9 protein-coding genes and 1 pseudogene are annotated in these 13,053 nt (G+C 65.7%); 6 read left to right on the forward strand and 4 right to left on the reverse strand.

Annotation, left to right across the window (positions count from 1 at the left end):
* The first annotated feature begins 716 nt into the window (after nucleotides 1–716).
* A complete protein-coding gene (locus ACQR1F_RS31995; RefSeq protein WP_315802896.1) occupies nucleotides 717–2,780 on the forward strand; it encodes a M23 family metallopeptidase in 2,064 nt (687 codons plus the stop codon).
* An 86-nt stretch (nucleotides 2,781–2,866) separates the two neighbouring features.
* On the opposite strand, the gene clpB is transcribed toward ACQR1F_RS31995, so the two are convergent.
* Nucleotides 2,867–5,506 carry an ATP-dependent chaperone ClpB gene (gene clpB / locus ACQR1F_RS32000; RefSeq protein ID WP_434848299.1) on the reverse strand — a complete coding sequence of 880 codons (2,640 nt, stop codon included), beginning with the start codon at nucleotides 5,504–5,506 and terminating at the stop codon, nucleotides 2,867–2,869.
* Between the two features lie 223 nt (nucleotides 5,507–5,729).
* On the opposite strand from clpB, the gene ACQR1F_RS32005 reads away from it, so the two are divergent.
* Nucleotides 5,730–6,515, forward strand: coding sequence for an MOSC domain-containing protein (locus ACQR1F_RS32005; RefSeq protein WP_315802894.1), 786 nt, complete (start codon nucleotides 5,730–5,732; stop codon nucleotides 6,513–6,515).
* Nucleotides 6,516–6,721: 206 nt separating this feature from the next.
* On the opposite strand, the gene ACQR1F_RS32010 is transcribed toward ACQR1F_RS32005, so the two are convergent.
* Nucleotides 6,722–7,378 carry a TIGR02594 family protein gene (locus ACQR1F_RS32010; RefSeq protein WP_316180475.1) on the reverse strand — a complete coding sequence of 219 codons (657 nt, stop codon included), beginning with the start codon at nucleotides 7,376–7,378 and terminating at the stop codon, nucleotides 6,722–6,724.
* 257 nt (nucleotides 7,379–7,635) lie between these two features.
* Between ACQR1F_RS32010 and ACQR1F_RS32015 the strand changes: the two genes are divergently transcribed.
* Nucleotides 7,636–8,499 carry an alpha/beta fold hydrolase gene (locus ACQR1F_RS32015; protein WP_434914540.1) on the forward strand — a complete coding sequence of 288 codons (864 nt, stop codon included), beginning with the start codon at nucleotides 7,636–7,638 and terminating at the stop codon, nucleotides 8,497–8,499.
* A 113-nt stretch (nucleotides 8,500–8,612) separates the two neighbouring features.
* Here the strand turns inward: ACQR1F_RS32015 and ACQR1F_RS32020 are convergent, their stop codons facing one another.
* Complete coding sequence (locus ACQR1F_RS32020) at nucleotides 8,613–9,518, reverse strand: LysR family transcriptional regulator (RefSeq protein WP_434914541.1); 906 nt, start codon at nucleotides 9,516–9,518, stop codon at nucleotides 8,613–8,615.
* A gap of 126 nt (nucleotides 9,519–9,644) precedes the next feature.
* On the opposite strand from ACQR1F_RS32020, the gene ACQR1F_RS32025 reads away from it, so the two are divergent.
* The gene (locus tag ACQR1F_RS32025; RefSeq protein WP_434914542.1) at nucleotides 9,645–10,532 is read left to right on the forward strand and encodes an alpha/beta fold hydrolase; all 888 of its coding nucleotides are present in this window, start codon (nucleotides 9,645–9,647) and stop codon (nucleotides 10,530–10,532) included.
* A 278-nt stretch (nucleotides 10,533–10,810) separates the two neighbouring features.
* On the opposite strand, the gene ACQR1F_RS32030 is transcribed toward ACQR1F_RS32025, so the two are convergent.
* Nucleotides 10,811–11,230, reverse strand: coding sequence for a secondary thiamine-phosphate synthase enzyme YjbQ (locus ACQR1F_RS32030; protein WP_434864306.1), 420 nt, complete (start codon nucleotides 11,228–11,230; stop codon nucleotides 10,811–10,813).
* Nucleotides 11,231–11,604: 374 nt separating this feature from the next.
* Between ACQR1F_RS32030 and ACQR1F_RS32035 the strand changes: the two genes are divergently transcribed.
* Nucleotides 11,605–12,336 carry an AfsR/SARP family transcriptional regulator gene (locus ACQR1F_RS32035; RefSeq protein ID WP_316216126.1) on the forward strand — a complete coding sequence of 244 codons (732 nt, stop codon included), beginning with the start codon at nucleotides 11,605–11,607 and terminating at the stop codon, nucleotides 12,334–12,336.
* Nucleotides 12,337–12,526: 190 nt separating this feature from the next.
* Nucleotides 12,527–13,053 (forward strand): annotated as a pseudogene (locus ACQR1F_RS32040) (hypothetical protein); the annotation flags it as partial.

Raw genomic sequence — 13,053 nt, forward strand, 5'->3', positions numbered from 1 at the left:
TTACCTTTGAAACATTGTCCGCCGAAGTCTTCTCGTCCGATCTCAGAACCAAAAGCCGAAGCCCTCAATCCCGAGACTCGCAAGGACTCCGCCGTCCACGTTTCTCTTTCTTCATCTTCACTTGTCAAACAGCCCGGGACCTCGGTCCCACCCTCATGTGGAGGGGTCGCTCAACCTTTTTCGACGTCGATGAACAACCGGGTTTTACCGGTTGTGCATCACTCAACGAAAGTGAGGAGCAATATTGGCGCGGATGCTCGCCTCGGTGTGTCCCGAAGCGGCGCCGCGCTCAGTGATCGGGTTTATAGGGGGGGCCGATCGGGGTGTCAACGCCCAATGTCAACAAATCGTCGCATCGAATCATTTTTTTCCGGACAGCAGGAGAACCCCGATTTCTTGCGGACTTCGTGCCCCACTTGGGCCACAATCCTGCGACGATTTGTTAAGCATCGACCTGGGTTGATTTGGGTCCAGCGGGGACTGCCATCGATTCAAGGATGATCCAGATCAAGGAAGCGGCGAGCCCTTCGCCTGATACGGCCGAGACGACATCGAGAGATCCTGAAGAACAATAGCGGTTCGTGGAGTCCGGCTTTCGGGCCAGAGAGTCTCGAACCGACAGAAGCGCGCCATCATTCCGAGCCGTTTGTCTTGGACGTTAAGCCAACCGGCAGCTGAGTGATCTCGGTGCTGACTTTGAACTTGGGGGACGAAGGTTGAGCCATCGGACGTCACGCGGGGGGTACGGACGCGAGATCGGCATGATCGATCTCGGTCATGAGCCGCCGCTATCGGTCGATGGCTCCGAAGCCGCGGTGATCGATCGCCGCCGCGTCTCCGTGCAATGGTTCTCCGGTACGATTCTGACTGGTCTGTGCGGCGCAGCCCTCATCGGCGGCGCCGTTTTTGCGTCGCTCGATGGCGAAATGACCTTCGCGCGCATGCCGGAGCGGATGGAAAGCGCGCTGCGCGGCGCCTTCGGCGCCAACGACCGCGTCGCCACCTTGCGCAAGAGCGACCGCCTGCCCCCGCCGAGCGAAGCCGCCGCGGCGCGCAACGTGGTGCGCATCTCGACCGTTACCCGCGCGGGTTCGCGCGAGCTGATCCGGGTCCGTCCCTACGTCCGGATCTCGGGCAACCTGTCGATGGCGACCAGCGATCTGTCCGCCAAGATCCCGCCCTTCAACGCCCAGCGCCTGCTGAGCGACACCGACAACGACAAGACGGGGTCCGGCGAGGATCCGAACAATCCCGAGGCCGTCGAGCCCGACGCCGAGGTCTCATTCGTGACCAAGGATCTCGCCGCCGTGCTCCCCAAGGCGAAGATCGCGACCTCGGTGGCGCTCGACGAAATCGTCATGCGGGTCCGTGATGCGGCGAACTGGCGCGGCAACAATGGCGGCGTGCGCTACGCCTCACTTGCCAATGCCGCCGCCGACGCGGCCGGCGCGCAGGCCGTCCAAGGCGGCGACCTGAAACTGTCCTATGCCAATGACGGCACCTCGCCCGATCCTTACGCCGGCTTCGAGACCCGGGTGGTGCCGGAAAATGTCACCTTGCTGCCCAAGACCAAGGACCAGATCACCGGCGGCAATCCGCTCGGCGAGCGGGTTCACCTGGTCAAGAAGGGCGATACCGTCGCCTCGATCCTGCGCGACCAGGGCGCGACGCCCGACGAAGCCAAGGCGATCGCCGCCCAGCTCGGCCCGCGCGGCCGTGACGGCGGCCTGAAGGAAGGCGAGAAACTGCGCATCCTGATGGCGCCATCCAGCCCTGCCCCCGGCGCCCGGCTGCAGCCGTTCCGCGTCATCGTCGCCAACGACACCATGATCGAGGCGGTCGCCGCGCTTTCGGACCTCGGACGATACGTCGCCGTCGACGCGCAGAGCATGAACACGGTCACCGAGACCGCTGACAACACCAATGATGAGGAAGATGACGGCACCGGTGTCCGCCTCTATCAGAGCATCTACGAGACGGCGATGCGCAACAAGGTGCCCACGCCGGTCATCGAGGACATGATCCGCATCTACTCCTACGACGTCGATTTCCAGCGCAAGGTGCAGCCCGGGGATTCGTTCGACGTCTTCTATGCCGGCGACGACGACGACAAGCCCGGCAACAACGACAAGACCGAGGTGCTGTTCACCTCCCTGACGGTCGGCGGCGAGACCAAGAAATACTACCGGTTCCAGACCCCCGACGACAGCGTCGTCGACTATTACGACGAGACCGGCAAGAGCGCGAAGAAGTTCCTGGTGCGCAAGCCGGTCAACAACGCGATCATGCGCTCCGGCTTCGGCGGCCGCCGCCATCCGATCCTCGGCTTCGTCAAGATGCACACCGGCGTCGACTGGGCCACCGCCTATGGCACCCCCATTTTCGCCTCCGGCAACGGCGTGCTCGAGAAGGTCGGCCAGGAAGGCGGCTACGGCAAATACATCCGCATCAAGCACAACAACGGCTATGAGACCGCCTACGGCCACATGTCGGCCTTTGCCAAGGGCATGGAGCCCGGCAAGCGCGTGCGCCAGGGCCAGGTCATCGGTTTCGTCGGCTCGACCGGCATGTCGACCGGCCCGCACGTCCATTACGAGATCCTGGTCAACGGCCGCTTCGTCGACCCGATGCGCGTGAAGCTGCCGCGCGGCCGGTCGCTGGAAGGCCCGATCATGGCGAGCTTCGAGAAGGAGCGCGACCGCGTCGACCAGATGATGACCAGCCGCGGCCCCGGCGCGTCGCGCATCTCCGATGCCGGCCCGATCCAGGTGAATCGGTAGCCCTGCCCCTCAGCATGTTCCAAACGCAAACGGCCCGCGCGTGGCGCGGGCCGTTGTTGCCGTTTGAGTGCTGCGGATGTTCGAGATCAGTTCAGCTTGCGCTTCGGGATCGGCGCCTCGAACGTCGCGATCTCCGCCGTACGATGCGCCTTGCCGTTGAAGGTCAGCACATTGCCTTCCGACGAGATGGCGACGTTGTCGCCATCCTTGATGTCGCCGGCGAGAATCATCTCGGCGAGCGGATCCTGCACGCTGCGCTGGATCACCCGCTTCAAGGGACGGGCACCGTAGGCCGGATCCCAGCCCTTGGCGGCGAGCCAGTCGCGCGCGTCGCCATCGAGCGACAGCGTGATCTTGCGCTCCTCCAGAAGCTTCTGGAGGCGGGAGAACTGGATCTCGACGATCCGGCCCATCTCGCTCTTCTGCAGCCGATGGAACAGGATGATCTCATCGACGCGGTTGAGGAACTCGGGTCGGAAATGGCTCCGCACCGTGCCCATCACCAATTCGCGTACCTCGGACGTATCCTCGCCCTCCGGCTGGTTGACCAGGAACTCGGAGCCGAGATTCGACGTCATGATGATCAGCGTGTTGCGGAAGTCGACGGTGCGGCCCTGGCCGTCGGTCAGACGGCCGTCGTCGAGCACCTGAAGCAGCACGTTGAAGACATCCGGATGCGCCTTCTCGATCTCGTCGAACAGGACGACCTGGTACGGCCGGCGGCGCACGGCCTCGGTGAGCGCCCCGCCCTCGTCATAGCCGACATAGCCGGGAGGCGCGCCGATCAGCCGCGACACCGAGTGCTTCTCCATGTACTCGGACATGTCGAGCCGAACCATCGCGGTCTCGTCGTTGAACAGATACTCGGCGAGCGCCTTGGTCAGCTCGGTCTTGCCGACGCCGGTGGGGCCTAAGAACATGAACGAGCCCATCGGCCGGTGCGGGTCCTGCAGGCCGGCGCGCGAGCGCCGCACGGCGGTCGCAACCGCATGCACGGCCTCGAACTGGCCGACGACGCGCTTGCCGAGCGAGTCCTCCATGCGCAGCAGCTTGTCCTTCTCGCCCTCGAGCATCTTGTCGACCGGCACGCCGGTCCAGCGCGAGACCACCTGCGCGATGTGGTTGGCGGTGACCGCCTCTTCCATCATCTCGCCGGCATTCTCCTTGGCCTCGATGTCGGCCAGTTGCTTCTCCAGCTCGGGGATGCGGCCATAGGCCAGCTCGCCCGCCTTCTGGTACTCGCCGCGGCGCTGCGCGTTGGCGAGCTCGATCCGCAGGCCGTCCAGCTCGCTCTTGAGCTTCTGCGCGTTCGACAGCTTGTCCTTCTCGGCGCTCCATTTCGACGTCAGCGCCGCCGACTTCTCCTCGAGATCGGCGAGCTCCTTCTCCAGCGCCTGCAGCCGCGTCTTGGAGCCGAGATCGCTCTCCTTCTTCAAGGCCTCCTGCTCGATCTTGAGCCGGATGATCTCGCGGTCGAGCGAGTCCAGTTCCTCGGGCTTGCTGTCGACCTGCATCTTCAGCCGCGCCGCCGCCTCGTCCATCAGGTCGATGGCCTTGTCAGGCAGGAAACGGTCGGTGATGTAGCGGTTCGACAGCGTGGCCGACGCCACCAGCGCGGAGTCGGTAATGCGCACGCCGTGATGCTGCTCGTATTTGTCCTTCAGGCCGCGCAGGATCGAGATGGTGTCCTCGACCGTGGGCTCGGTGACGTAGACCGGTTGGAACCTGCGCGCGAGCGCCGCGTCCTTCTCGACATGCTTCTGATACTCGTCGAGCGTGGTCGCGCCGATGCAGTGCAGCTCGCCGCGGGCGAGCGCGGGCTTCAGCAGGTTCGACGCATCCATGGCGCCGTCGGCCTTGCCGGCGCCGATCAGGGTATGCATCTCGTCGATGAACAGCACGAAGGTGCCTTCGGCCGCAGTGACCTCCTGCAGCACGGCCTTCAGCCGCTCCTCGAACTCGCCGCGATATTTCGCGCCCGCAATCAGTGCGCCGAGATCGAGCGACAGCAGCCGCTTGTCCTTCAGGCTCTCCGGCACGTCGCCATTGACGATGCGCAGCGCGAGGCCCTCGACGATCGCGGTCTTGCCGACGCCGGGCTCGCCGATCAGCACGGGATTGTTCTTGGTGCGCCGTGACAGCACCTGGATGGTGCGGCGGATCTCCTCGTCGCGGCCGATCACCGGATCGAGCTTGCCGTCGCGCGCCGCCTGGGTCAGGTCGCGGGCATATTTCTTCAAGGCATCATAGGCGTTCTCGGCGGTCGCCGAGTCGGCCGTGCGCCCCTTGCGCAGGCTCTCGATCGCCGCGTTGAGATTCTGCGCGGTCACGCCGCCCTTGGCGAGGATGCCGCCGGTCTCGCTGTTCTTCTCCAGCGTCAGCCCGAGCAGCAGGCGCTCCACCGTGACGAAACTGTCGCCGGCCTTCTCGGCCGCCTTTTCCGCCGCGTCGAAGGCGCGCGCCAGCTCGGGCGACAGATAGATCTGCCCGGCGCCGCTGCCCGACACTTTCGGCAGCTTGCCCAGTGCGTCCTCGGTCGCCTTCAAAATCGCGCGCGAATTGCCGCCGGCGCGATCGATCAGACCGCCCGCGAGGCCTTCGCTATCGTCGAGCAGAACCTTCAGCAGATGCAGCGGCGAGAACTGCTGATGGCCGTCGCGCATCGCCAGCGATTGCGCCGATTGGATGAAGCCCCGCGCGCGCTCGGTATATTTGTCGATATTCATGATGTTTCCCTCAGCCTGCTGTGACGCCCCGAAGGCACGGCTTCAGCATCTTCATTGGGTTTCGGACCGCGCACGTTGACGTCCATCAACGCCGCAACCATTGACGTCGCCGGCTTGCGCCCGGCTTGAGTGGAAATGTGGGAAGGCGGTGCGAAAACGGAAGGGGCCGCTTCACAAATTCGTGTGCCCTGGCCGCGACCACGGGAATCTCCTATGAGGCGGCATGAGCCAGACCCCTCCCGCGCGCATCGCCGGCCTGTACCGCTATCCGGTCAAGGGCCTTACCCCGGAACCACTGCAAACGGCCCCGTTACGGGTCGGCGAAACGCTGCCGGCCGATCGCCGCTACGCGCTGGAAAACGGCCCAACCGGCTTCGATCCGGCGGCGCCGGTGTGGAAGCCGAAAACGGCGTATCTGATGCTGATGCGCAATGAGCGCCTGGCCGGGTTCAAGACGCACTTCGAGGACGCGACCAACATCCTCACCATCCGCAAGGACGGCGCGATCGTCGCCCAAGGCGACCTCGAAAGCGCCGACGGCCGCGCCGCCATCGAGGCGTTCTTCGCGCGCGAGTTTGCCGACGAGCTGCGCGGCCCGGTCAGGCTGCTCTCGGGCGGTGGCTACGCCTTTACGGATCTGGCGCGCAAGGTGGTCTCAATCATCAACCTCGCCTCGATCGCGGAGATCGAGACCTTGGTCGGCGCGACCGTGCATCCGCTGCGCTTCCGCGCCAATGTCTACGTCGCCGGCTGGCCGGCCTGGCACGAGACCTCGCTGATGGGCGAAACGCTGCGGATCGGCTCGGCGCGGCTCAAGGTCGTCAAGACCACCACCCGCTGCGCCGCCGTCAACGTCGACCCGGACACCGCCGCCCGCGACCTCGACATCCCGCCGGCGCTGATGGCCCGGCGCGGCAACAATGAATGCGGCATCTACGCCGAGGTCATCGAAGCCGGGGATGTCGCCGTTGGCGACGAGTTCGCCGTGGAACAGCCCCGGCTGGTGTAGTTCGCACCCTCACCCCGCCGACGGTGCGCCCCCCTCTCCCGCGTGCGGGGGAGGGCTGGGGTGGGGGCGCCACACGCGAAAATCTTCGTGAGGACAGACTTCCCCGACCCGCATCGCCTCTCCGATGCGACCTCCCCCGCAAGCGGGGGAGGCGCAGAGCGCGCGAGCCGCGAGGGCTCACCTCATCAGTTCAAGTTCGAGAGCTCTCAGTTCGGCATCACATAGGCATACACGCGGCCGCGCGACACCGCGCTCTCGCGGACGCGGTTGCCGTTGTTGCCGGAGATGACGATCGGATTGCCCTGGGCATCGACGCCCGAGACCACGCCGACATGACCGCCGCCGCGGCGGCTCATCACCGCGATCGCGCCGACCTGCGGGCCGGAGACGCGCTGGCCATAGCTCGCAAACGAGCGCGCCATGTCGGAGCCGGTGCCGCGATGGCCGGTGCGCTCCAGCACCATGTTCATGAAGCGCGCGCACCACAGGCTGCGCCGGCCGGTCGGATTGCCGCTGCCGATGTAGCTGCGCGCCGCGGAGACGACGCTGCTGCCGCCACCGAAGCCGCCGGACGAGGCCATGCCGTCGGACGCCGTGCCCGGCATCATGACGCTGGCCTGCGCATCGGCAACGCCGCTCACCTGCACCCGCGCCACGCCGCGCTCCCAGCGCGACAGCCGGGCGACGGAACGCCGGTGGTGATGATGCCTTGCGTAGTGATGGCCGCCGTGGCTGCGGTGGGCATGATGCCCCGAGCCGTGATGCGGACGGGCCGATGCCGGTGTTGCGGTGACGGCGACGACTGCCGCACCCATGGTCAGCGCAACGATGTGAAGCGACCGGCGAAGGGTAGACACAACCATACTCAATCCTTCTGTTACTTCCCCCAGTACCCTGACTTGGCACCCCCTGGTCCTCAGCGCGGCCCCTCTGCAAGCCGCCAGCGAAGGTCCGTAAAATGTTGCGCTGTGACGAAACCATGACCATCGACGGCAAAAGCCTGGCGACGAGAGGGTGATTCCGAGTCTATGTTACGGCGAAAACAAGGCCGTCGATCGGGACGTTGTCGCGTATCGCGCGACTCGTCATCATCAGGCACGCGACACGGGAGGAGCTGACGATGCCCCATGCAACGGCCAAAGATGGCGTTCGCCTCTATTTTGAAGAGGTCGGCGTGGGCACGCCGCTGATCTTCCTGCACGAGTTCGCCGCCGACCACACCAATTGGGAGCCGCAACTGCGCTACTTCGCGCGGCGCCACCGCTGCATCGCCTACTCCGCGCGCGGCTACACGCCCTCGGACGTGCCGGCCGCGCCCGACGCCTATAGCCACGTGCATTTCTACACCGACGCGATCGCCGTGCTCGACCACCTCGGCATCGACAGCGCCCATTTCGTCGGCCTGTCGATGGGCTCGTACTCCGCGCTGCAGGTGGCACTGAACGCACCGGATCGCATCCGCTCGATGGTGCTGGCCGGCGTCGGCTCGGGCTCCAGCCTCGAGCATCTCGAGGCCTTCCGCGCCCAGTGCCGCGCCACCGCCGAGCAGTTCGAGACGCTCGGCTCGGCCGAGACCGCCAAGGTCACCCGCGAGGCCCCCGGCCGCATTCCTTTCCTCCTCAAGGACCCGCGCGGCCATGCCGACTTCTACGCCGCGCTCGCCCGCCACGACGCGCGTGGCTCGGCCAACACCATGCGCGGCTTCCAGGGCAGCAGGCCATCGATCTACACCATGACGGACGCCATCCGCCGCGTTACAACCCCGGCCCTGATCATCTGCGGCGACGAGGACGACGCCTGCATCGCGCCGAGTTTGTTTCTCAAGCAGCATCTGCCGGCGTCCGGGCTAACGTTCTTCCCGAAGTCCGGACATGTGTTGAACCTGGAGGAACCGGCGCTGTTCAACGCATCCGTCGAGCGCTTTATCGCCCTGGTCGAGGCCGGCCGCTGGGGACCGCGCGATCCAAGGTCGATGGCAGGATAAGGAGGCATGCTGCTGCTCCGACTACATCTGTCATTGCCCGCGCACTGGATCGCACGGTCAAGCCGGGCGATGACAGCGTGTTTTGCAGTAGCCACTGTGCGTCCAGACGTCCCTCAGATCGCCGCCTCCTCCAGCCGCTGCCGCAGCAGCGGCACGGCGAAGTCGACGAAGGCGCGCAGCTTCAGCGGCAGCCGGGTCTGGCCGTCATAGACGAGATGCACCGGGCGCGGCGCCGGTTCGAAGGCTTCGAGCACGAGCTGAAGTCGGCCGCTGCGGACATGATCGACGACTTGATAGGACAACGCCCGCACCAAGCCCGCTCCCGACAGGCCGGCTTCGATCGCCGCATCGATCGTGTTGACGCCGAGGCGCGCGCGGAAGCTGGCGGGGATCTCGGCGCCGTCGACTTCGAACGGCCAGGTGCCGGGCACCGACACGCTCTGGAACGAGATCACGCCGTGCCGTGCCAGATCCTCCGGCCGCGCCGGGCAGCCATTGGCGGCGAGATAATCCGGGCTGGCGCAGACGACGTGGCGGACGCTGCCGAGCCGGGTGGCGATCAAACTCGAATCCGGCAACTGGCCGATGCGCAGGGCGACGTCGACCTGGTCGTCGAGAAAGTGCGCGACACGATCGGTCATCACGAGATCGACCGCCACGTCCGGAAAGGCGCCAAGGAAGCGCGTCACCACAGGCAGCGCATGCAGCCGGCCGAACATGATCGGCGCCGTCACCACGAGATCGCCCTTGGGCTCGGAGTATTCGCCGCTGGCGACACGCTCGGCCTCGGCGACCTGTTCCAGGATCGCGCGCGCCGCTGCGACATAGGACCGACCCGCCGGCGTCAGCTCCAGGCCCTTCGCCGAGCGGATCAGAAGCGAAGCCTTCAGATGCGCTTCGAGCTCGGCCACCTTGCGGCTGACCGTCGCGAGCGGCAGCCCGAGCGTCCGGCTGGCCTTCGACAGACTCCCGGCCTCGGCTGCGGCCAACAGCACCGCCATGGCGTCCAGACGATCCAACGTATCTTTCCAAAAAATGGGAGGCCTCTTCTCGAATCTAGCGACTCGCGCCCGATTTTGGAAGGCATAGAACCAGGGTGACGGGCGGCCAACGAGTCCCGACCGCCCGAGACCTGGAGCTTCCCCATGACCACCCAGACCCGCTTCCGAACCACGACCGTCCACGGCCGCAAAGTCTTCTACCGCGAGGCCGGCGACCCGACGGCGCCGACGATCCTGCTGCTGCATGGCCTGCCGACCAGCAGCCAGATGTTCCGCGACCTGATCCCCGCGCTCGCCGATCGCTTCCATCTGGTAGCGCCCGACTACATCGGATTCGGCCATTCCGACGCGCCGTCGCGTGCAGAGTTCGACTACACCTTCGACAACCTCGCCCGGCATGTCGCGGGTCTCGTCGACGTGCTCGGGCTCGAGTCCTACATTCTCTACATGCAGGACTATGGCGGGCCGGTCGGCTTCCGCCTGTTCACGCAGCGGCCGGAGCGCGTGAGAGGCTTCATCCTCCAGAATACCAATGCTTATATGGAGGGGGTCGGCGAGGCGCCGAAGAAGGTGCTGCTGCCGTTGTGGGAGACGCGCACGCCGGAGACCGAGGCGCCTGCTCGCGAGCTGCTGAGCCTCGACGGCACCAAGTTCCAATGGCTGGTCGGCGCCAAGGATCCCGAGGCCGTCAATCCCGACAACTGGACTCTCGACCAGGCGCTGCTCGACCGTCCGGGCACCCAGGACTACCAGCTCGATCTGCTGGAGAACTACAAGACCAACGTCGCGCGCTATCCGGAGTGGCAGGCGGCCTTCCGCGCCCACAGCCCGAAGACGCTGATCGTCTGGGGCCAGCACGATCCGTTCTTCATCCCGCCCGGCGCCCGCGCCTATCTCAACGACCTCGCCGACGTAAAGCTGGTGTGGCTCGACGCGGGACACTTCGTGCTCGACGAGAACACGCCGAAGGTCGCAGCCGAGATCAAGGCGGTGTTCGCGGGCGAGAGAGCGCGCGCATCATCTGCGGCCTAATCCAACAGGGATCGTCACACCACGGAGTGCTGGCAAGCGCGACAGCCGAGGCTCGAGTCGCGCTCTCGCCCGCGCCGGTCGCTGTGTCCTCCGAGAGGCCGCGGCGTACTGGATGCCCGCTTGCGCGGGCATGACAGCCGAGGCTCCCCACCCTCCTCCGTCATCGCGAGCGCCAGCGAAGCGATCCAGGGGCCACACGGAACGGCGTCACGCGTGGCCCCTGGATTGCTTCGTCGCTTGCGCTCCTCGCAATGACGCCCGAAAGCTCCGGCGTCCTCCTACTCGCCGATGATCTTGATCAGCACGCGCTTGCGCCGTCCGCCGTCGAACTCGCCGTAGAAGATCTGCTCCCACGGGCCAAAGTCGAGCTTGGCTTGCGTGATCGCGACCACGACCTCGCGGCCCATGATCTGGCGCTTCATGTGGGCGTCGGCATTGTCCTCGCCGGTGCGGTTGTGGCGATAGCCCGCCACCGGCTCGTGCGGGGCGAGTTCCTCCAGCCATTGCTCATAGTCGCGATGCAGCCCGCTCTCGTCGTCATTGATGAAGACCGACGCCGTGATGTGCATGGCGTTGACGAGCACGAGGCCCTCGCGCACGCCGCTCTCCTTCAGCGCCGCCTCGACCTCACCCGTGATGTTGATGAAGGCCCGCCGGCCCGGCGTCTGGAACCAAAGTTCCTTGCGGAACGATTTCATCGGAACAATTCCAATCTCGTTTGCCATGGCTGCTGATACCGCATGATCGTGTCGGTCCTCGAGTGTGCCGCAGCTCACAGCGCGCAGTTCCGACTTCGCCCACACTGGACACGATGGGGTGCATACTGCAAGCCACGAGGCACAGTCTCGCTCCGTCATACAATCCAAGATTGAACCGAACGTTGCGCGGACAGACTTAACTGCATTGCCGATCTCATTTCGACGATGACAACGACAGCGTGGCGGCTCGCCTTTGGGCGACGACCGTGCAGACCTGATCCGGCTGCAGCCGCTCAAATCTCATCGCACGAGAAGCTCGACTTCTGCAGGCCCGGCGCCGATCGCAGCGAGTCGCCATTCAGAGGAGAGAGACAATGAGTTTGCTGCGTATCAATCTGTTTGGCGGTCTTGAAATCAGACGGGTCTCGGGCGAGCAGGTCGTCATCCCAAGCCGCAAGGCGGCAACGCTCCTGGGCTATCTCGCCCTCACCTCTCCGCACGGCATTTCACGCAGCAAGCTTGCCGCACTCCTGTGGGAAGGCCGCTTCGGCGACAATGCGCGCGCAAACCTGCGCCAGGCGCTGTTGACGCTGCGCCGGGTGCTGCCGCAATGCGCCGACGTCATCTCGGCGGAGCGCGACGACATCCGCATCCATCCGAACGCCGTCACCACCGACGTGCAGGAGTTCGAGCTGCTGCTGCAACTCGGCGATTTGGAAACCATGGCCCGCGCCGCCGCGCTGTTCCGCGGCGAGTTGCTCGACGGCATCAGCTCGACGTCCTGCGCGTTCGAGGCGTGGCTCTCCGCCGAGCGTCAACGCTTGAAGACGCGAGCGATCCGGGCGATCGCGGGTCTGCTCGACGTCGGCGGCCGGGAACATGTGGAGATCGCCACGACGTTCTCATTGCGTGTGCTGGCCGCCGATCCGCTGCAGGAGGACGTCCACCGCACCTTGATGCGCTGCTACGCGCAGCAGGGCCGCCGTGCCGACGCCCTGCGTCAATATGACTTCTGCCGCACCATCCTGCGCAAGCAGGTCGGCGCCACGCCGGAGAGCGAAACCGAATCCCTGCAGCGTGAGATCAGGCGCATGCTCCGCGTCTGACGATCGGCGCGACCTTGCTCCATGCGTTCCACACATGATCGATTTTGACGGCACTTTCACGCCCTGCTTGACACTTGCATCACGGCCACACGCGCAACATCGCCCTCGATCGACGTCGCGCAGCAACTACTCCTGATGAGGTCAAGCGGCGCGCCGCTCGAAGATCAGACAACGAGCGAGGAGACTCAACATGAGTGGCATGCAGCAGTCGACTGAAGACTATGGTCAATTGAATCCCGAAGGGATCTTCGGCTCCGTTCTCGGCAGGTTCGCCGGACAAGCGATCGGACGCCTGATCGGCGGCAAGACCGGCCGCGACTTTGGCGGCGCCATCGGTGGAATCGCCGGCGGGTTCGCGCCGTTCTCGGCCGGCCCCGGCACCGAGCAGCCGTCGGAGATGGAGCTGCAGGGCTTCTGGAGCGTACTCAAGAAGATCGGACAGGGCGTCCAGACCGGTCTCAATGTCGGCCACAACCTCGGCATCTTCAGCGCCGGTCCGCAAGCGGCCCCCGCCGCCGCGCAGCCGACCGACATGGAGCTGCAGGGCTTCTGGAGCGTGCTCAAGAAGATCGGTCAGGGCGTCCAGACCGGTCTCAATGTCGGCCACAACCTCGGCATCTTCAGCGCCGGCCCGCAGGCAGCCCCCGCCGCCGCGCAGCCGACCGACATGGAGCTGCAGGGCTTCTGGAGCGTGCTCAAGAAGATCGGACAGGGCGT

It is taken from the genome of Bradyrhizobium sp. HKCCYLS3013 (assembly GCF_051167615.1).
Lineage (GTDB): Bacteria > Pseudomonadota > Alphaproteobacteria > Rhizobiales > Xanthobacteraceae > Bradyrhizobium.